Genomic DNA, 20,396 nt, shown 5'->3' with positions numbered 1-20,396 from the left:
ATTCAGACTCGTCCTAAAAAATGCTATACTTTTCTATAGGACAATTTTCAATTACTTAAGGATGTGAGCACTGTGTCATTTGATGGTATTTTTACATATGGCATTTTACAAGAATTATCTGAGACCTTGGTTTCAGGACGAATTTCAAAAATATATCAGCCGTTTCCAAACGAGTTGATTTTACAAGTACGCGCTAAAGGTGAAAACCGCAAACTTTTAATCTCAGCTCACCCTAACTATTCACGCGTTCATTTTACAAATGAGCCCTATGAAAATCCATCTGAGCCTCCTATGTTTTGTATGCTTCTTCGCAAGCATTTAGAAGGAAGCATTATTGAACAAGTGTATCAGCTTGGATTAGACCGCATTTTAGTCATTGAAACAAAAGGACGAAATGAAATTGGCGACGTGACGTACAAGCAGCTTATTATTGAAATCATGGGAAGACATAGTAATGTTGTACTTGTAGATAAAGAAAAACAAACGATTATCGACAGTATTAAGCATGTTCCAATGGCCTTGAACAGGCATCGTACGCTTCTACCCGGAGCTCCTTACGTACTGCCTCCTAGCCAAGATAAGCTTCATCCATTTGAAGCGGACGAGGAAACCGTGGTTAAAAAAATTGATTTTAATAGCGGAAAGCTAGCCAGTCAGCTAGTGCAGACCTTCTCAGGGCTTTCTCCTTTAATTGCAAATGAAGTAGTGTTTCGCTCTGGCTTAGCGAATCGTTCTACCCTTCCAAAATCATTCGTCGAAACCATGACGCTGATCAAAGAAGGTCAGTTTACACCGACTCTGACAACCGTTAATCAAAAAGACTATTTTTATTTACTCGAATTAACGCATTTAGAGGGTACGAAAAAAACGTATGCAACTATCAGCGAGCTTCTTGACCGCTATTACTACGGGAAAGCAGAGCGAGATCGTGTAAAGCAGCAAGCGCATGATTTAGTACAGTTTATTTCCACCGAGAAAAAGAAAAATGAGAAAAAAATAAAAAAACTTGAGCAAACGCTACAAAATGCAGAAAAAGCATCTGATTATCAGCTAGCCGGTGAACTCCTTACGGCAAATTTACACCTTGTCAAAAAAGGAGATGCGAAAGTGGATGTTATTAATTATTACGATGAAAATAGCGGTACACTTACGATTTCATTAGATCCGCAAAAATCACCGTCTCAAAATGCTCAAAGCTATTTTACAAAGTATCAAAAAGCGAAAAATTCCGTTTCGATTGTAATCGAACAGATTGAAAAAGCAAACGAAGAAGTACAGTATTTTGAATCACTTATTCAGCAAATGGATACTGCTACTCACAAAGACATTGCCGAGATTCGCGAAGAGCTTGTGGAAGAAGGATATTTGCGCAACCGTCAGCAAAAGCAAGCAAAAAAACAAAAAAACACCACGCCTACACTTGAACAATACGTTTCAAGCGACGGCACGACGATTTTAGTTGGAAAAAACAATAAGCAAAATGAGTATTTAACAAATCGCCTTGCTGCTCGTGATGACGTTTGGTTTCATACGAAAGATATACCGGGTTCTCACGTTGTTATCCGCAGCCAAGAGCCTTCAGAAGAAACAATTTTAGAAGCGGCTCACCTTGCTGCTTACTTTAGTAAAGCCAAGAATTCAAGTTCGGTACCAGTGGACTATACAAAAATTCGCCACGTAAAAAAACCAAGCGGTGCTAAACCTGGTTTTGTGACGTACGATAATCAGCAAACGGTGTACGTAACGCCTAGCGAAGAACTTGTACTGAAGCTGCGCCAGTCATAACAAAAACCCCCTTTCTATATAGGGGGTTTTTAGTTTAGTTCATCCATGAAGGATCTGAAGGATTTTCACGCCATTTAAATAGCTTTTCCATCGCTTCTTCTTCAATGTATCCCGCTTCGTTTGCCGCCTCTACTAGCGTAGAGTAGTCTGTTAAAGAATAAACTTGAAGTTCTTTTTCTTTAAACAGCTGACGCGCTTTTTCCAGCTCATATGTAAAGATAGAAACAACTCCCAGTACTTCACAACCCTGCGCTTTTAATGCATCGACTGCGGTAAATACACTTCCGCCAGTTGAAATCAAATCTTCAATCACAACTACTTTTTGACCTTTTGTTACTTTTCCTTCAATTTGATTTCCTTGTCCATGTTCTTTTGCTTTGCTTCGCACATAGCACATTGGAAGCTCTAGCGCTTCACTTACCCATGCTGCATGAGGAATACCAGCTGTAGCTGTACCAGCAATCACTTCTGCATTGGCAAAATACGTTTTAATTAAATGCTGCAGACCTTTTGCAATTTCTTTTCGCACTTTTGGGTAGCTAAGCGTTAGACGGTTGTCACAATAAATAGGCGACTTAATTCCAGAGGCCCACGTAAACGGATCGTTCGGTTGAAGGCTTACTGCCTCAATATCAATTAATTGTTTTGCAATTTCTTTTCGTAGTTTTGTCATCGCGTAATACGCTCCCCTTTCCACTGCTGTAACATCTCATAATATGCTTTAAGCGGGTCTTTTGCTTTAGTAATAGAACGGCCAACCACAATGGCACTTGAGCCATATTCTCTCGCTAGCTGAGGCGTTGCTACGCGGACTTGGTCATCTACTGAATCTGCCCCCATACGAATACCCGGCGTTACGGTCAAAAAGTCCTCTCCTGCTGCTTTTCGAATCGAAGGCACTTCATGAGTAGAACATACAACGCCGTCTAGTCCGCTTTTTTTAGCAAGCGCTGCATAATGCGTAACCACTTCTTGCATCGAGTGCGTAATCAGCTGCTGCTCTTTTAGCATTTCATCCGATGTACTTGTTAGCTGAGTAACCGCAATACAATCCGGACGTTTTTTGCCAGCAGCGGTTCCTAAGTCAAGTCCTTCAACGGCTGCTTGCATCATATTCGTTCCGCCGGCTGCGTGAACGTTAACCAAATCCACTTCAAGAGAAGCCAAAGACTTCATTCCTTGCTTTACCGTATTGGGAATATCATGAAGCTTTAAGTCTAAGAAAATCTGGTGGTTTTGCTCTTTTAATGCAGAAATAATGGATAGCCCTTCTTTATAAAACAGTTCCATGCCTACTTTCACAAATAATGATTCTTGTTGAAAAGGCATTAAAAACTGCTGTACATCGTTAATTGATGAAAAATCAAGAGCAATGATTAACGGTTGCTTCACGCTTTTTCCAGCTCCTTCCGATACATTCTGAAACATGCTCGTATCCTAATGATGTTAATAGCCTTGGCAGTTCGTCAATGATGGTTGGGCATACATACGGATCGACAAAGTTTGCTGTACCAACCGCTACGGCACTTGCACCTGCATATAAAAATTCAAGTGCATCTTCAGCAGTCGTCACTCCGCCCATACCGATAATTGGAATGTTTACTTTTTGGCTCACTTCATACACCATTCGAATCGCTACCGGTTTAATTGAAGGTCCTGACAGTCCGCCTGTGCCGTTCGCTAAAACCGGCTGAGCTGTTTTCAAATCCAGACGCATCCCGAGAAGCGTATTGATCATCGTTAAGCCATCCGCGCCAGCTTCTTCAACAGCCATTGCCATGTCTACAATATTGGATACGTTTGGTGATAGTTTAACATAAACTGGAACATTTGAAACATCTTTTACCGCTTTTGTTAAACGAGCAGCGATGACAGGATCTACGCCAAACGCAATTCCGCCTTCCTTTACGTTAGGACATGAAATATTCAATTCAAGTGCTTTCACATTTGATACGGTTGAAATTTCTTTTGCCACGTGCACATATTCTTCAATTGAAGCACCGGCTACGTTCGCGATAATCGGCACATCATATTGCTGAAGCCAAACGAGCTCTTCATTCATTACTTTTTCTAGCCCAGGATTTTGTAATCCAATCGCATTTAACATTCCTGCAGATGTTTCCGCTACGCGAGGAGTTGGATTGCCAAAACGAGTTTCAGCAGTAGTCGCTTTAATCATAATGGCTCCAAGTGCATCAAGTGAATAAAATTGAGCATACTCACGCCCAAATCCAAAGCAGCCGGATGCTGGCATAATTGGATTTTTCAAATCTAACCCTGGCAATGTCGTTTTTAGCATACTCATAGAAGCACCTCCCCTGCTTGAAAGACGGGACCGTCGCTGCAGATTTTTTTATACGCCGTAGAATCTTCACTTTCCCTGCATACACATGCAAAGCAAGCGCCGATTCCACAGCCCATTCTTTCTTCTAAAGAAATGTAAAGCGGCTTGTTTGTATAATTATTTTCTAGTGCTTTTAACATCGGAGTTGGACCGCATGAAAACATAACGTCATATGAAAACTGATGCTCGTCAATCACCGTTGTGACAAAACCTTTTGTTCCGTAAGAGCCGTCTACCGTTGCAATATATGTTTCTCCTAAAGCTAAAAACTCTCGTTCATAAAATACGTCTGCTTTTGATTGAAAACCCAGGACGTGGATAACCTGCACGCCTTTTTCACGAAGTCTTTTTGAAAGCTCATAGAGCGGAGGCACTCCAATGCCTCCCCCTACTAATAAAGCCGTTTGACCTGACTCTATTGCATCTAATGGAAAACCGTGGCCAAGGGGACCTAGCACGTCAATCGACTGTCCGGCTTGTTTTTCGGCCAGCAGCGATGTTCCCGCCCCTTCTGCACGGTAAATCATCGTAAATTGTTCGTGCGTTTGATCAATTTCTGCAATACTGATTGGTCTGCGAAGCAGTGGCAAATAGTCGTTGTTGACGCGGATATGCACAAACTGCCCCGGCTCATTCATGAAACGAACAAGCTCGCCTTGAAGGGTTAATTCATATACATTGTGTGTTAACGGTCGCTGACTGACGACTTGCATCATTTCATGTTTGATCATACGGTTGTCACCTCTTTGGTTGGACGAACTTTTTTCATTGGCGTTGTATGGAAGCTGATCGTTTCAAGCACTCGTAAAATCGCTTCTGCTGTATCAAGTGATGTTAAGCAAGGTACGCCATTTTCAACTGCTTCACGGCGAATTTTAAATCCGTCACGCGCAGGCTGTTTTCCTTTTGTTAGCGTGTTGATGACCAGCTGGGCTTCACCTTTTCGTATCACATCTAAAAGATTGTGATCTTCATGATGAATTTTATTTACTATTTTTACGCGAATGTCTTCTTTTGTAAACGTTGAAGCTGTTCCTTCCGTTGCAATCACTTGATAGCCAATATTAGCAAAGCGCTTTGCTAACGCTGTTGCCTCTTCTTTATCTTTATCCGCTACTGTCATAAGTACTGAACCGTACGGCTTAATGGACATACCTGACGCAATTAGTCCTTTATATAATGCTTTTTCGTACGTTGAATCTTGCCCCATTACTTCTCCAGTAGATTTCATTTCAGGTCCAAGCGTAATATCTACGCGGCGCAGCTTTGCAAATGAGAAGACCGGCACTTTTACGTAGACGCCTTCTTCTTCAGGGTGCATGCCTGATTCATAGCCAAGATCTTTTAAACTTGTTCCTAAAATTACTTTTGTTGCCACATTCGCCATCGGAATACGCGTGATTTTACTTAAGAACGGCACCGTACGGCTTGAACGAGGATTTACTTCAAGAACAAACACTTCTCCTTTTGATAAGACGAACTGAATGTTAAGCAGTCCAATAATGTTTAAGCCTTTTGCAATTCGTGTTGTGTAATCAATGATCGTATCTTTTACGTCCTGTGACAGAGTTTGCGGTGGGTATACAGCGATGGAGTCGCCTGAGTGGACACCCGCGCGCTCTACATGCTCCATGATTCCTGGAATAACCACTGTTTCACCGTCTGAAATGGCATCGACTTCAATTTCTTTTCCTGTTAAGTAGCGGTCGATTAATACAGGATGATCAGCGTGTACTTTTACCGCGTGTTTCATATAATGAAGCAGCTCTTCTTCTTTGTACACAATTTCCATCGCGCGTCCGCCCAGTACGTATGAAGGACGTACAAGCACCGGATAACCAATTTCTTTTGCCACAACCACTGCTTCTTCAACTGAAGTAACCGTCTTTCCAAGCGGCTGAGGTACTTCTAAACGCGCTAGCGTCGCTTCGAATTTTTTACGGTCTTCCGCTGCATCTAAGCTTTCAAGCGACGTACCTAAGATCTTGACCCCTCTTGCTTCTAGCTCATCCGCTAAGTTGATTGCTGTTTGACCACCGAACTGTACAACCACACCTTCTGGTTTTTCTAAATCGATGATATGCATCACATCTTCAATCGTCAGCGGCTCGAAGTATAATTTATCTGAAATACTGAAGTCAGTTGACACTGTTTCTGGATTGTTATTGACAATAATCGCTTCGTATCCAGCTTCTTTAATCGCCCACACCGAGTGAACCGTTGCATAGTCAAACTCAATTCCTTGCCCGATGCGGATCGGACCTGACCCTAACACTACAACGCTTTTACGATCTGTAACAATCGATTCATTTTCATCTTCAAACGTACCGTAGAAATATGGTGTTGTAGATTCAAATTCTGCTGCACATGTATCTACCGTTTTGTATACTGGCATCACGCCGTTTTGTTTGCGGAAGTCGTATACTTCACGCTCTGTTTGATTCCATAGCTTAGCAATCGTGCAGTCTGCAAATCCCATTTCTTTTGCTTCCTGTAAAACTTCTACATTATGAATCTCTTCTTTTAACACATTTTCAAAAGCAATCACTTTTTCAAGTTTTACTAAGAAGAAAAGATCGATTTTGCTCCACTCGTGAATTTGCTGAATTGTTACGCCGCGGCGAATGGCTTCTGCGACGTAGAATAATCGCTCATCGCCAGCTTTGCGAATACGTTTTTCAATAATGGCATCATCAAATTCATGCGCATCTTTTAACTCTAAGTGATGAACGTTTGACTCAAGTGAGCGTACGGCTTTTAAAATTGACTCTTCGAACGTGCGGCCAATTGCCATTACTTCCCCTGTTGCCTTCATCTGTGTACCTAGTTTACGGTTAGCTGATTCAAATTTATCAAACGGCCAGCGTGGAATTTTAGATACGATGTAATCTAGTGCAGGTTCGAAACATGCGTATGTCTTCCCAGTTACCGGGTTCATCATTTCATCTAATGTTAACCCTACCGCAATTTTTGCGGCTAATTTTGCAATTGGATACCCTGTTGCTTTTGATGCTAAGGCCGACGAACGGCTTACACGAGGGTTTACTTCAATTACATAATACTGGAAGCTTTCTGGGTCTAGTGCTAGCTGAACGTTACATCCGCCTTCGATTTTAAGCGCTCGGATAATTGTTAGTGACGCATTTCTAAGCAGCTGATACTCACGGTCGCTTAGCGTTTGGCTTGGTGCTACAACAATTGAATCTCCCGTATGAATACCGACCGGGTCAAAGTTTTCCATATTACATACTACAATCGCATTATCGTTTGCATCGCGCATTACTTCATATTCAATTTCTTTAAAGCCTGCAATGCTTTTCTCAAGTAAGCACTGTGTTACAGGACTGTGTTTTAACCCACTTGTTACAATTTCAATCAGCTCTTGCTCGTTGTTACAAATTCCGCCTCCCGTACCGCCAAGCGTATAAGCAGGACGCACGATTACCGGATAGTTTACTTGTTCAACAAACGCATACGCTTCGTCTAGTGAATGAATGATTTCACTTGCTGGGACAGGCTGATTTAGTTCATTCATTAATGAACGGAACTGCTCACGGTCTTCAGCTTGTTCAATCGCTGATAATTTTGTCCCGAGAATTTCTACGTTAAATTCTTCTAAAATGCCCGTTTCGTGTAATTCTACCGCTAAGTTCAGTCCCGTTTGACCGCCAAGCGTTGGAAGCAGTGCATCCGGGCGTTCTTTACGAATAATTGAGCTTACAAATTCAACCGTTAGAGGTTCAATATATACTTTGTCTGCCATTTCTGAATCTGTCATGATTGTTGCAGGATTGGAGTTCACAAGAATAACTTTGTATCCTTCTTCTTTTAACGCAATACATGCTTGCGCTCCTGCATAGTCAAACTCTGCCGCCTGTCCAATGACGATTGGTCCTGATCCGATTACGAGAATTGTGTTAATATCTTGACGTTTTGGCATTAGCAATTACCTACTTTCTGATTGTTTTTCATAAGATCCATAAATTCGTTGAACAATCCGTTTGCATCTTCAGGTCCCGGTGATGCTTCAGGGTGATACTGAACCGTAAATGCCGGATATTCTTTATGCTTTACTCCTTCAACTGTTCCATCGTTAAGCGCAACGTGCGTCACTTCTAATGGCGTGTTGACAAGAGATGGCTCACACACTGTATAGCCGTGGTTTTGAGATGTAAGAGCTACTTTATTGGTTTTTAGATCCTTTACAGGATGGTTGGATCCACGATGACCAAATTTCATTTTTTCTGTATCTGCTCCGCATGCTAGGGCAAACAGCTGATGTCCTAAACAAATTCCGAAAAGCGGAACCTTCCCTAAAACCCCTTGAATCATCTCGATTGCTTCCGGTACGTCTTTTGGGTCTCCAGGTCCGTTGCTTAACATGATGCCATCTGGATTTAATTGAAGAATTTCTTGCGCAGTTACGTTATAAGGAACCACAATCACGTCGCATTGACGAGCTGTTAATTCACGTAAAATTCCGTGTTTCATTCCAAAGTCAACGAGTACCACTTTTTTACCTCTGCCTGGGCTTGGGTAAGGCTTCACCGTTGATACTTTTTTAACTGAATCAGTCGGAAGTTCATGATTTTGAAGCTGTGCTACCACTTCTTCTACATTGACTTCCATGCTGCACACGCGTCCGCGAAGCGCACCGTGCTGACGAATTTTTCGCGTTAATTTTCGCGTGTCGATTCCAGCTAATCCTGGAATATCTTTTTGTTTTAAAAATTCATCTACTGATAGTTCGCTTCTGAAGTTTGAAGGAGCATCACAAATTTCTTTTACAATCAAACCGTGTACAGCTGGTTCAATCGACTCAAAGTCATCGCGGTTAATACCGTAGTTTCCGATTAAAGGATATGTTAATGTCACAATTTGTGCACAGTATGACGGATCAGATAGAATTTCTTGATATCCTGTCATTCCCGTGTTGAAAACAACTTCTCCTGTCATTTCTTTGTCGCTGCCGAATCCTTTTCCGATAAATACTGTTCCATCTTCTAAAATTAGTTGACGTTGCATGCTTTAACATCCTCCCATACTCGTTTACCTTCTACTAATGTCATTACCGGCCAACCTTTGCATACCCAGTTAGCAAACGGCGTGTTTTTACCTTTGGATACAAATTCTTCTGGATTAATTGCTTTTTCTGTTTCAAGATCAATGATGGTTAAATCCGCTGTTTTTCCCACTTCAATCGTGCCATAAGGAAGGTTGAATGTTTCAGCCGGCTTGTTTGTTAAATACGATACTAGCTGCTCTAGCGTCATTACTTCTTTTAATACCAAGTTTGTATAAAGAAGCGGGAAAGCTGTTTCAAGTCCCACAATTCCAAACGGCGCAAGCTCCATGCCTTCTGCTTTTTCGTCCGCTGTGTGCGGTGCGTGATCAGTGGCGATAAAATCAAGCGTTCCGTCTAATAAAGCTTCAATTAATGCCTGTTGATCATCTTTTCCTCGAAGCGGCGGATTCATTTTGAAATTCGAATCAAGTCCCGGGATATCTTCTTCATTTAGTAACAGATGATGAGGCGTTACTTCTGCAGTTACGCGAATGCCTGCTTTTTTCGCATCACGAATGGCGCGAATGGATTCTTTTGTACTTACGTGACACACATGGTAGTGACAGTTTGCTGCTTCAGCAAGCAGGACATCTCGTGCAATTTGAACGGCTTCGCAGATAGATGGGATACCGTTTAGTCCATGTTCTTTTGCAAATTTCCCGTCGTGTACGCAGCCTTTGTTAATTAAATCATTATCTTCACAGTGTGCAACGATTGCTTTGTTTAATGAAGCGGCTTTTTTCATCGCTTCTAGCATCATTCCTGTTGACTGAACCCCTACTCCATCATCTGTAAAAGCAAATGCTCCCGCTTCTTTTAAGCCTTCAAAGTCCGTTAATTCTTTTCCCAATTGACGAGTAGTAATCGATGCGTACGGTAATACGCGCACATGTGCTGTTTCTTCAATGCGCTTGTTTACCCACTCCATTTGTTCAACAGTATCAGGCACTGGACGCGTGTTCGGCATTGCAGCAATTGCTGTAAAACCGCCCTTTGCAGCTGCTAGAGTACCTGTTTCAATTGTTTCTTTCTTTTCTCCCCCTGGCTCACGCAAGTGAACGTGGACATCGATTAAACCCGGTGATAAGAAGTTCCCGCCTGCATCAATGACTTCTTCATTCTGTACGTCAATGTGTGAAGCTATTTCAGCAATTACACCATTTTCAATTTTCAGTTCGACTTTTTCAATTTTTCCTTCATTTAACCATGTAGCATTTTTGATAATTGTTGTCATTATTAAGTCCCCTTTCAATTGGTTGTAGCGCTCTTGCTAATACTGCCATGCGAATGTATACGCCATTTTGCATTTGTTTAAAAATTCTTGAGCGTTCACATTCAACGAGCTCATCTGCAATTTCGACTCCTCTGTTCACCGGAGCTGGATGAAGAATAATGCTATGTGATTTCATTTTCCGCTCTCTTTCAACGGTTAATCCGAAGCGGCTATGGTAGTTCTTTGCAAGCTCTGAAGTGTTCTCTTCATGCCTTTCAAATTGAATACGCAGTAGCATCACAACATCGACCGTTTCGATTGCTTCATCGATATCAAGATATGTACCGTGTCTGTTCTCTTCATCTTTCCATTCTTCAGGTCCCGCAAAATATACGGTCGCCCCTAGTTTCGTCAGCATTTCTGCATTCGATCTCGCTACGCGGCTATGTCGCAAATCTCCGACTATTGCGACTTTTAATCCTTTAAACGAGCCGAACTCTTGGCGAATTGTCAGTAGATCAAGCAGACACTGAGTTGGATGCTGACCGCATCCGTCTCCTGCATTAATGATGGGAATCGATACTTTTTCCTGCAGTGCTTCATAATAACGATCTTGCGGGTGGCGAATAACAACTGACTGAACACCGATTGAAGCTAATGTTTCAATCGTGTCATAAAGCGTTTCTCCTTTTTGGACGCTTGAAGTTGTTACTTCAAACGGAATTGTTGTTAATCCTAGCTGCTGTTCTGCCATTTCAAAGCTGCATCGAGTACGCGTGCTCGCTTCAAAAAATAAGTTGGCAACAAACATTTTCTCTTCCGGTTTCCATCCTTGTTTATTCGTTCGATAGTTTTCAGCGCTGTCTAAAATCTCTAGAATTTCATTTGTTTCTAGTGTTGAGACTGTCACTAAATGTTTCATATCGATTCCCTCCATTTTTGCTTTCCTCGCATTTCTTTATAAAAAACACCCTTTCTAACTTAGAAAGGGTGTAAGAAAACAAGCTTCGTCTATAACGCGCTTTTCACACACCCTTAGAAACCTCTCTGGATTTCAATTAAAAGGCGTTCTATGAAATTTTTCGTGCTGACGTTTGTTGAACGTTTTCTGCTTCTTTTATCTTCTCTTTCGGCAGAACTAGATTCAGCAGAACTCCCATGATAGCAGACAGTGCCATGCTATCAATCTTTACATGTTCTGAGATATCTAAGTGTGCTCCTCCGATTCCTAACACTAAGATAATCGAAGCAATCATTAAGTTTCGTTTTGATCCAAGATCTACCTTTGCATCCACCATCATGCGCAAGCCTGATGAAGCAATGATTCCGAATAAGAGAATTGAAATCCCACCCATGACCGGCGTTGGTATACTTGAAATAAGAGCGTTGATTTTGCCGACAAACCCGAACAAAATCGCGAAGACTGCTGCTCCTGCTATTACAAATACGCTAAGCACCTTTGTGATGGCTAACACTCCGATGTTCTCACCATATGTTGTGTTTGGAGGTCCGCCGATCAGCGCAGCAAGCATAGTGGCTACTCCGTCTCCTAAAATCGATCTGTGCAGCCCTGGCTTTTCAATATAGTTTCGATCCACAATCTTATTTAAAACAAGAATGTGTCCAATATGTTCTGAAAGTGTTACGACTGCTACAGGTACCATGATAAGCACAATCCCTAATGAAATGGACGGCGTGTATGTGACGAACGGCACGTAGAAGTGAGGTATTTCAATCCACTCTGCTTTCATTACCTTTGAAAAGTCTACCAATCCTTGTGTATAAGCGAAGATGTATCCGCCGATAATTCCCATCAGTACCGGAATCAGGCTGATAATGTTTTTAAAGAAGATTGAGCAAGCAACTGTTATCGCTAGTGTCACAAGCGCAACCATCAGGTAAGTTAAGCTGTAATTTCCTTTTGCATCGTTCATCGCCATGCCTACTGCTGTATTAGCTAATCCTAAGCCTATAACCATAATAACTGGTCCTACTACAACCGGAGGAAGCAGCTTCATAATCCAATTAATTCCTGTTCCTTTTATAATCAAAGCAACGATTCCATACACAAGTCCGGCTAAGAAACAGCCAACCATCGTTTCTTCAGGTCCAAACGAAGCTTTTGCGAAAATGATTGGCGTGATGAACGCGAACGATGAACCAAGGTAAGAAGGAATTTGACCTCTTGTAATGAGCAGGAAAGCAAGCGTTCCTACCCCGCTTGAAATCAAAGCAATTGCCGGGCTGAATCCGACTAGGAACGGCACTAGCACCGTCGATCCAAACATTGCAAACAAATGCTGCAGACTCAATGTTAACCAATTTACTGCTTTTGGTTTATCATGTATATCAAGTACAAAATCTCGTTGTTGACTCATATGTTTTTCCTCCTATCACTATAAAAAAACCTCTTTACGCAGAGGCAAAGAGGTTTTCAGCATACAAGGAAGACGCTATACCGCAGTATAGTTTTCCTTGTATAGTGACCCCCCTTTTGCAGCCTCACGGGACTACTATTTAAAAGGGTATATAATTTATTTTTCGTAAATAGACACGTGGTCTTTTTCGTCTACTTCCATCAAATGCACCGCAATTTTTTCACTTTTAGCTGTCGGTACGTTTTTACCAACATAGTCTGCTCGAATCGGCAGCTCGCGGTGTCCTCTATCCACTAAAACAGCCAGCTGAATGAGTTCCGGTCGACCGATATCAATTAGTGCATCAAGTGCTGCTCGAACCGTACGGCCCGTATATAACACATCGTCTACTAAGATGACGTTCTTATTTGCAATATCTGTCGGAATATCTGATCCTTTTACGAGAGGTTCGTCATTGCTTGTCACTTTCGATAAATCATCTCGGTAAAGCGTGATGTCTAGTTCTCCGACTGGCAATGTGTTTCCTTCAATTTGTGCAATTCGTTCTGCTAAACGTTTTGCGATATAAATACCTCGCGTTTTAATCCCCACTAGCACACAATTTTCGATTCCTTTATTCTTTTCAATAATCTCATGTGCAATTCGAGTTAAAGCGCGGCGGATAGCCTGTTCGTCAAGGACGGTAGCTTTTACGTTCACTGTTTTTCACCTCAAGTTGTTGACATAAAAAAATCCTCTTGCCTTGAGGCAAGAGGATTTGGTTTTAGACATATTTCTTCAAAAAGGCTATAAGTATGCCTTTTCTGCACCGTTTCCTTCTCAGCCTCTCTGGACTGTTCTTAAAGGTTCTTATTAAGTTAATACAAGTATGCCATCACTTATGGCAGTTGTCAACTTCTTTTTTCAATAAGCTCTAGCATCTCATTAAACTCTTTTGGAGCCGGTGCTTCAAATTCCATATATTCATTTGTACGAGGGTGAATAAAGCCTAATACACCTGCATGAAGTGCTTGTCCGTCAATCGGAAGCGTTTTTTTCGGTCCGTACTTCGGATCTCCAGCAAGCGGAAAGCCAATATACTTCATGTGAACGCGAATTTGGTGTGTTCGCCCCGTTTCTAGCTTACATTCGACTAGTGAAAAATCTTTAAAACGCTGCAATACAGTAAAGTGCGTCACTGCATCACGACTGTTTTCATCAGTGACCGTCATGCTTTGACGATCTTGCTTATCTCGGCCGATTGGCGCATCAATTGTACCGTGATCGTGCGCAATTACTCCGTGAACGATAGCTTTATAGCGACGCGTCACTGTTTTAGCTACAAGCTGACTAACTAGTGATTCATGAGCTAAATCATTTTTTGCAACCATAAGTAAACCTGACGTATCTTTATCAATTCGATGAACGATCCCAGGGCGCATAACGCCGTTAATACCGGATAAATCTTTACAGTGAGCCATTAAGCCGTTTACAAGCGTGCCGCTATGATGACCTGGAGCTGGATGTACAACCATGCCGCGAGGTTTATTTACAACAAGCACATCTTGATCTTCATAATAAATATCTAAATCCATTTCTTCCGCTACCACATCAAGCTCCTCTAGTTCCGGCACTTCAATAATAATAGCGTCTCCTGTTTTACATTTATAGTTTCCTTTAACGGTTTTATCATTCACTTTTGCATGACCTTCTTTGATCCACTGCTGCACTTGTGAACGTGACCATTCTGCATTTACAGTCGAAAGTACTTTATCAATACGTTCTCCCGCTTGTTCTTCATTTATAACTGTTTCAATTACATTCATTCTTTGTGCTCCTTCTTCATTTTCCCTTCAAACAGCGTCATAATAAACATGATGATTACTCCGACGACAAGTGCCGAATCAGCTACGTTAAAAATCGGAAAATCATACGTAAAGATGTATGTATTTACGAAATCAACTACTTCTTTACGGACCACTCGATCAATAAAGTTTCCAATGGCGCCGCCTAACATTAATGCTAGCGCAATACCGAACCATTTATCTTGTTTTTTGAGCTTTTGAATATAAATTATTAAACCGACTACCACAACCACCGTAATAAGATAAAAGAACCACATCTGTCCTTGTAGAATCCCCCACGCGGCTCCTCTGTTACGATGAGAGGTAATGTAAAGAAAGTTTTCAATTACGGTAATGCTTTGTCCATAATACATTTCTTTTACAATCATCCATTTTGTTACCTGATCAATAAGTATAACAGCTAAAGCGATAAGATAATAAAACACAAACGTTTTCCTCCCGCAATAAAATCAAACGAATCCATACTAAAGCATTTTAGCACATAATTCATTTTTTTTCTCGCTTCTCACCAGAAAACAAATAAATCTTCGTTTGTGCGGGCCGTCGGCATTACTTTTAATTTATGAATAGACATCACTTCGCCAGTTAGTTCATCAATTCCAAACGCACCAACGTCAAGCTTTGCTAGCGCGTGTTCTACATCTTTTAAATCGGCTTTAATCATTTCTATTACGTAACGTTCCTTTTCATCTATATAACCAGATTGTTCTGTAGCATATCTCAATAGGCGATCTTGTAATTCTTCTTTGATAAGAGCTAATTCCTGTCCAATGGAAAGATAATTTTCATACATGCAAACGCCTCCTGTGCTGATAAGATGAAGTATTAATGATGTTAGGTTTACCGAGTTTTCCATCGAATCTACAACACAAGTTTTTCCTAAGGCTTTGAATGCTTTATACCATTGTATTTGGGAATTTCGTACAGCAAAAAACACGCCCAAAAAGGACGTGCTTTTGTTCATTACTGCTGAACGTAGTGATTTTTCACAACATCCGCACAGCGTGTACATAAAGTTGGGTGATCTTGATCTTCGCCAACTGTTGGTGATACTACCCAGCAGCGCTCACACTTCTCACCTTCTGCTTTACTTACAACAATTGAAGCATAGCTGAATTTTTGTGCTTCAGCAGGCGCTTCACCTTCTGCTACCTCGAGATCTGAAACGATGAAGAGTTGACCTACATTTTCAGAAATAGAGGCTAACAGCTCTTTCGTATCTGCTGTTGGATACAGCGTTAATTTTGCTTCTAAAGACTTACCGATTACTTTTTCATTACGAGCTTGTTCTAGCGCTTTTAAGACTTCATCGCGAAGCTCCATGAACGCATCCCATTTCTCTACTAATTGATCTGCTCCTTCAATTTCTTGAACCTCTGGCATATCAACTAGCTGCGCGCTTTCTTCCGTTACGTTCGGAATGTGAACCCATACTTCGTCTGCTGTATGAGAAAGAATTGGAGACACTAATTTCGTTAACGATAATAACGTTTCATAAAGAACCGTTTGAATGCTGCGACGCTCTACATTATTTTCTGCTTCAATGTACAATACATCTTTTGCAAAGTCTAAGTAGAATGAACTCATATCAATTGTACAGAAATTATGCACTGCGTGATAAATGCTTGAGAATTCATATGAATCATAAGATTTTTTCACTTTATCAATTAATTTGTTCAGCTTCACAAGCATGTAGCGGTCTACTTCACGAAGGTCTTCAACGGCTACAGCGTCAGTTGTTGGATTAAAGTCCGCTAGGTTTCCTAGTAAGAAACGGAACGTGTTGCGGATTTTACGATATACTTCTGCTACTTGTTTTAAAATGTTATCAGATACACGAACATCCGCTTGGTAATCTACAGAAGCTACCCATAGACGTAAAATATCCGCACCTAGTTGTTTCATTACTTTTTCTGGAATTACAACATTCCCTAATGACTTACTCATTTTGCGACCTTCACCGTCTAAAGCAAATCCGTGGCTAAGTACGCCTTTATAAGGTGCTTCACCTGTTACAGCTACACTTGTAGAAAGACTTGAATTAAACCAGCCGCGGTATTGGTCAGAACCTTCTAAATACAAATCAGCCGGACGCTGTAAGTCTTCACGCTCTTCAAGAACAGCTTGATGTGAAGAACCAGAGTCAAACCATACGTCCATGATGTCTGTTTCTTTTGTGAAACGGCCATTTGGGCTTCCTTCATGAGTAAAGCCTTCTGGAAGCAAGTCTTTTGCTTCACGCTCAAACCATACGTTTGATCCATGTTCTCTAAATAGATTTGATACGTGCTCAATTGTCTCGTCCGTAATGATTGGCTCATCATTTTCAGCATAAAATACTGGAATCGGAACGCCCCATGCACGTTGACGAGAAATACACCAGTCTCCGCGGTCACGCACCATGTTATAAAGTCGCGTTTCACCCCAAGTAGGCACCCATTCTGTTTTTTCTACTGCTTTTAATAAATCTTCACGGAAATCTTTAATAGACGCAAACCACTGTGCTGTTGCACGGAAAATTGTTGGTTTCTTCGTACGCCAGTCATGTGGATATGAGTGGGTAATGAAACTTAATTTTAACAGCGCGCCTTCTTCTTCTAGTTTGTCGGTAATCGGCTTATTCGCTTTATCATAGAATAATCCTTCAAATCCTGGTGCTTCATTCGTCATATGACCCTTACTATCAACTGGACAAAGAACTTCCAAACCGTATTTTTGACCAACGATAAAGTCGTCTTCCCCGTGTCCCGGTGCTGTATGAACACAGCCAGTACCAGCATCAGTCGTTACGTGATCGCCAAGAACAACTAAAGAATCACGCTTGTAGATTGGATGTTCAGCTACCACGCGTTCAAGTTCTGAACCTTTTACTGTACGAAGTGTCTTATAGTCAGCCCATTCAATTTCTTTAGCAACTGTTTCAATAAGTTCAGTTGCTACTACATATTTTGCTCCATCTGCTTCAACCACGCTGTACTGAAGCTCGGGATTGACAGCAATCCCTTGGTTAGCTGGCATTGTCCATGGTGTTGTCGTCCAAATGATGAATTTTTCATCTTGTTCAAGCACGCCTTTACCATCTTTCACATTAAACGCTACGTAAATAGAAGCTGAACGCTTGTCATAGTATTCAATTTCCGCTTCTGCTAAAGCAGATTCACTTGAAGGAGACCAGTATACAGGTTTTAATCCTTTGTAGATATAGCCTTTTTTCGCCATATCGCCAAATACTTTGATTTGCTGCGCTTCGTACTGTGGCTGAAGCGTTACATATGGATTATCCCAATCTCCGCGTACGCCTAAACGCTTGAACTGCTCACGCTGGCCGTTTACTTGTTCCCAAGCATACTGTTCGCAAAGCTTACGGAATTCAGCTACTGTCATTTCTTTGCGGTTTACTTTTTTATTTTTTGTTAAAGCCGTTTCAATTGGCAAGCCGTGTGTATCCCAGCCTGGCACATAAGGTGCGCAGAAGCCTGACATCGACTTATAGCGAACGATAAAATCTTTTAAGATTTTATTTAAGGCATGTCCCATGTGAATATCGCCATTGGCATATGGAGGTCCATCATGCAGGACGAATAGCGGGCGGCCTTCCGTACGTTTTTGTACTTTTTCATAAATATTCATTTCAGCCCACTGTTCTTGCATTTTAGGCTCGCGGTTCGGTAAATTTCCACGCATCGGAAATTCAGTTTTTGGCATCAATAATGTATCTTTATATTCCATGTTTTACCCTCCAAAAAAAAACGTAAATTTCATATCTTTTTGCACCATAACAAAAAGACCTCCTCATCCCAAAAAGGGACGAGAAGGCCTCCCGCGGTACCACCCTAGTAGATTTGCTGCACGCAAATCCTCTTTGCATTCGTAACGTGAATAAACCGCCACTGCTTACTATCATCATTTCAGCAATGGTACTCTAGGGTGATTTTCACTCTTTTGTTTGTTATCGAGCTCGCACCATCCTCGATTCGCTTTGACAAACTAAAAAAGCTACTGTCCCTGTCTCCGTACTGTTTGATATGAAATTTCATCTGTTACCAAATTATATGACAACAAAACGTGAGAAGTCAAGATGATGTCTTGACTAGTCAATTTTTTCTTCTAGCGCTGGCATCTCATAATCCATCAACTGATCCCAGTCATCGCTGTTTAACATTTCAAGCTGTGCTTCAATTAACATTTTGAAACGGGTTCTAAATACTTTAGACTGCTTTTTCGTCTCCTCAATGTCCATCGCAATTTTACGAGACTTAGACAGTGCTTCATTAATAATACGGTCCGCATTTTTTTCTGCTTCTTTTATAATGAGCTTCGCTTCTTTTTCAGCGTTTCGCTTTACATCTTCCGCTGCTTCTTGAGCAATTAAAATTGATTTATTTAACGTTTCTTCGATGTTAGTAAAATGTCCAAGACGATCTGTTAATTCAGATACTCTTCCTTCTAACTCCTTTTTATCACGCATTACCAGCTCATAGTCTTTAATTACTTGGTCAAGAAACTCATTTACTTCATCTTCATCATATCCGCGAAATCCGCGATTAAACTCTTTGTTATGAATATCCAAAGGGGTTAAAGGCATCTAGGCCACCTCCGTGTTGTCTCATTACATCATTAGTAATGGTTTATTCGACATATTTTTAAAATTTCCTGCTAGTAGATTTCTTTATTTCTGCTTTCCTACAACAATTCGCCATTTTTCTTTTTTGGTTTTGCCTTCAAGTGAAACGATACGACTTCTGCCGTGGCCACGAAGCGACAAAATATCACCTTCATGACATTCAAAAGAAGGCTGTTCAATGACTTTAAAATTTACTTTTACCGCTCCATTTGCAATAAACGGCTGGACTTTTTGTCTTGATAAATTGTGAATGGTCGACAGCAAAACATCAAGCCTCATTGAAGAAACTGTATAAACGTGTTCAATCAGCTCTTCTTTTACCACATGCAGCTGCTCTCTTTGAATAGAAGAAAGTGAAACTTTGGCTTTTCCAATTGATGTTAAATTCATCTCAATATAAGAAGAAATTTCCTCTGCGGCTACAAGCTGAATATCGTCTCCCGCGACCAAAATATCGCCAAATTTTGAACGGCGCAGTCCTAAGGACATCGCCGAACCAAGAACTTGAGGATGTTCAATCGTCACAAACTTTTTAGGATAATTCAATTCGTACATATGCAACTGAAAATCTTCGCTTTCAGGCACATAGTAATCCGGATATAGCAGCGCACGCTTGCGTTCAGCAAACGGTTGTCCACCATCAAATGAAACTTGAACCTCTCCTTCAGTCCCGACAATAGCCGTCACAATCTGCTGCTCTCTTGGATCTAAAAAGTCCGTTAATTTTGGGCTGTATTGATGTAGGACATCTTCTTTCCACTGAAGAACTTGATCAATAAACCCATGTTCTTCTTGCCTAAAATGTTCATAAATAGACATATTATTACTCCTACTATTGGTATGTAAAAAAGGAATCCAGCGATTCCTTTTTTAAATAAACCCCATCACATTATTAAGTGAATACACGCCTCTTTCCGCAAATCGTAGTAAAAAGATTGCAACAAGAGGTGAAATATCAATCATGCCAATAGGCGGAATGATTTTACGAAAAGGCTCTAAGTAAGGTTCACAAATGCTGCCAAGCAGCTGACCAAACTTAGATGCTCTTACATCGGGTACCCAAGACATCAAAATGTAAATAATCAGTGCCCATGAGTAAAGCCCAATTAATTTTGCGAGAATCCCAAAAACGATGTCCAAAAA

Annotated in this window: 18 protein-coding genes and 1 other annotated feature; of the genes, 1 reads left to right on the top strand and 17 read right to left on the bottom strand. The window is 41.1% G+C overall.

Annotated features, from left to right (window positions below):
• Positions 1-72: 72 nt before the first annotated feature.
• The gene (locus ACRPLQ_RS01350; protein WP_176343453.1) at positions 73-1,785 is read left to right on the top strand and encodes an Rqc2 family fibronectin-binding protein; all 1,713 of its coding nucleotides are present in this window, start codon (positions 73-75) and stop codon (positions 1,783-1,785) included.
• A 34-nt stretch (positions 1,786-1,819) separates the two neighbouring features.
• Here the strand turns inward: ACRPLQ_RS01350 and pyrE are convergent, their stop codons facing one another.
• The 17 genes from pyrE to ACRPLQ_RS01265 form a co-directional block, all read right to left on the bottom strand.
• Complete coding sequence (gene pyrE, locus ACRPLQ_RS01345) at positions 1,820-2,458, bottom strand: orotate phosphoribosyltransferase (RefSeq protein WP_029715075.1); 639 nt, start codon at positions 2,456-2,458, stop codon at positions 1,820-1,822.
• Entirely contained in the window at positions 2,455-3,177 is a 723-nt protein-coding gene (gene pyrF / locus ACRPLQ_RS01340; RefSeq protein ID WP_028411462.1) for an orotidine-5'-phosphate decarboxylase, read from the bottom strand. Before pyrF ends, pyrE begins: the two co-directional genes overlap by 4 nt.
• Complete coding sequence (locus ACRPLQ_RS01335; RefSeq protein ID WP_013058933.1) at positions 3,149-4,090, bottom strand: dihydroorotate dehydrogenase; 942 nt, start codon at positions 4,088-4,090, stop codon at positions 3,149-3,151. Before ACRPLQ_RS01335 ends, pyrF begins: the two co-directional genes overlap by 29 nt.
• On the bottom strand, positions 4,087-4,860 hold the full coding sequence (locus ACRPLQ_RS01330; RefSeq protein WP_034265289.1) for a dihydroorotate dehydrogenase electron transfer subunit: 774 nt from the start codon (positions 4,858-4,860) through the stop codon (positions 4,087-4,089). The genes ACRPLQ_RS01335 and ACRPLQ_RS01330 overlap by 4 nt, the downstream gene beginning before the upstream one ends.
• The gene (carB, locus tag ACRPLQ_RS01325) at positions 4,857-8,069 is read right to left on the bottom strand and encodes a carbamoyl-phosphate synthase large subunit (RefSeq protein ID WP_014458390.1); all 3,213 of its coding nucleotides are present in this window, start codon (positions 8,067-8,069) and stop codon (positions 4,857-4,859) included. Before carB ends, ACRPLQ_RS01330 begins: the two co-directional genes overlap by 4 nt.
• On the bottom strand, positions 8,069-9,154 hold the full coding sequence (locus ACRPLQ_RS01320) for a carbamoyl phosphate synthase small subunit (RefSeq protein WP_028411464.1): 1,086 nt from the start codon (positions 9,152-9,154) through the stop codon (positions 8,069-8,071). Before ACRPLQ_RS01320 ends, carB begins: the two co-directional genes overlap by 1 nt.
• Positions 9,139-10,428 (bottom strand): dihydroorotase, encoded by a 1,290-nt coding sequence (locus ACRPLQ_RS01315; RefSeq protein ID WP_045290205.1) that lies wholly within the window; start codon positions 10,426-10,428, stop codon positions 9,139-9,141. The genes ACRPLQ_RS01320 and ACRPLQ_RS01315 overlap by 16 nt, the downstream gene beginning before the upstream one ends.
• Entirely contained in the window at positions 10,391-11,329 is a 939-nt protein-coding gene (locus ACRPLQ_RS01310; RefSeq protein WP_028411466.1) for an aspartate carbamoyltransferase catalytic subunit, read from the bottom strand. Before ACRPLQ_RS01310 ends, ACRPLQ_RS01315 begins: the two co-directional genes overlap by 38 nt.
• Before the next feature lie 148 nt (positions 11,330-11,477).
• Entirely contained in the window at positions 11,478-12,785 is a 1,308-nt protein-coding gene (locus ACRPLQ_RS01305) for a uracil-xanthine permease family protein (protein ID WP_028411467.1), read from the bottom strand.
• A gap of 156 nt (positions 12,786-12,941) precedes the next feature.
• On the bottom strand, positions 12,942-13,484 hold the full coding sequence (gene pyrR, locus ACRPLQ_RS01300; RefSeq protein ID WP_013058940.1) for a bifunctional pyr operon transcriptional regulator/uracil phosphoribosyltransferase PyrR: 543 nt from the start codon (positions 13,482-13,484) through the stop codon (positions 12,942-12,944).
• A 191-nt stretch (positions 13,485-13,675) separates the two neighbouring features.
• A complete protein-coding gene (locus tag ACRPLQ_RS01295; protein WP_013058941.1) occupies positions 13,676-14,590 on the bottom strand; it encodes an RluA family pseudouridine synthase in 915 nt (304 codons plus the stop codon).
• Entirely contained in the window at positions 14,587-15,054 is a 468-nt protein-coding gene (gene lspA / locus ACRPLQ_RS01290) for a signal peptidase II (protein ID WP_013084844.1), read from the bottom strand. Before lspA ends, ACRPLQ_RS01295 begins: the two co-directional genes overlap by 4 nt.
• Before the next feature lie 80 nt (positions 15,055-15,134).
• Positions 15,135-15,422, bottom strand: a complete 288-nt coding sequence (locus tag ACRPLQ_RS01285) for a conjugal transfer protein TraR (protein WP_028411468.1) — start codon at positions 15,420-15,422, stop codon at positions 15,135-15,137.
• Between the two features lie 170 nt (positions 15,423-15,592).
• Positions 15,593-18,358, bottom strand: a complete 2,766-nt coding sequence (ileS, locus tag ACRPLQ_RS01280) for an isoleucine--tRNA ligase (RefSeq protein WP_014458384.1) — start codon at positions 18,356-18,358, stop codon at positions 15,593-15,595.
• Positions 18,359-18,429: 71 nt separating this feature from the next.
• Positions 18,430-18,650, bottom strand: a binding site (T-box leader).
• Positions 18,651-18,719: 69 nt separating this feature from the next.
• Positions 18,720-19,214: a DivIVA domain-containing protein gene (locus tag ACRPLQ_RS01275; RefSeq protein WP_013058945.1), complete on the bottom strand. Its 495-nt coding sequence runs from the start codon at positions 19,212-19,214 to the stop codon at positions 18,720-18,722.
• Positions 19,215-19,298: 84 nt separating this feature from the next.
• A complete protein-coding gene (locus ACRPLQ_RS01270) occupies positions 19,299-20,072 on the bottom strand; it encodes an RNA-binding protein (RefSeq protein WP_013058946.1) in 774 nt (257 codons plus the stop codon).
• 51 nt (positions 20,073-20,123) lie between these two features.
• Positions 20,124-20,393 carry a YggT family protein gene (locus ACRPLQ_RS01265; protein WP_028411469.1) on the bottom strand — a complete coding sequence of 90 codons (270 nt, stop codon included), beginning with the start codon at positions 20,391-20,393 and terminating at the stop codon, positions 20,124-20,126.
• Positions 20,394-20,396: the final 3 nt, after the last annotated feature.

The sequence above is a fragment of the Priestia sp. TRN 1309 genome, from assembly GCF_050846875.1.
GTDB lineage: Bacteria > Bacillota > Bacilli > Bacillales > Bacillaceae_H > Priestia > Priestia zanthoxyli.
The sequence above is the reverse complement of the archived record's forward strand: the minus strand, read 5'-3'. Positions and strand labels throughout refer to the sequence as shown.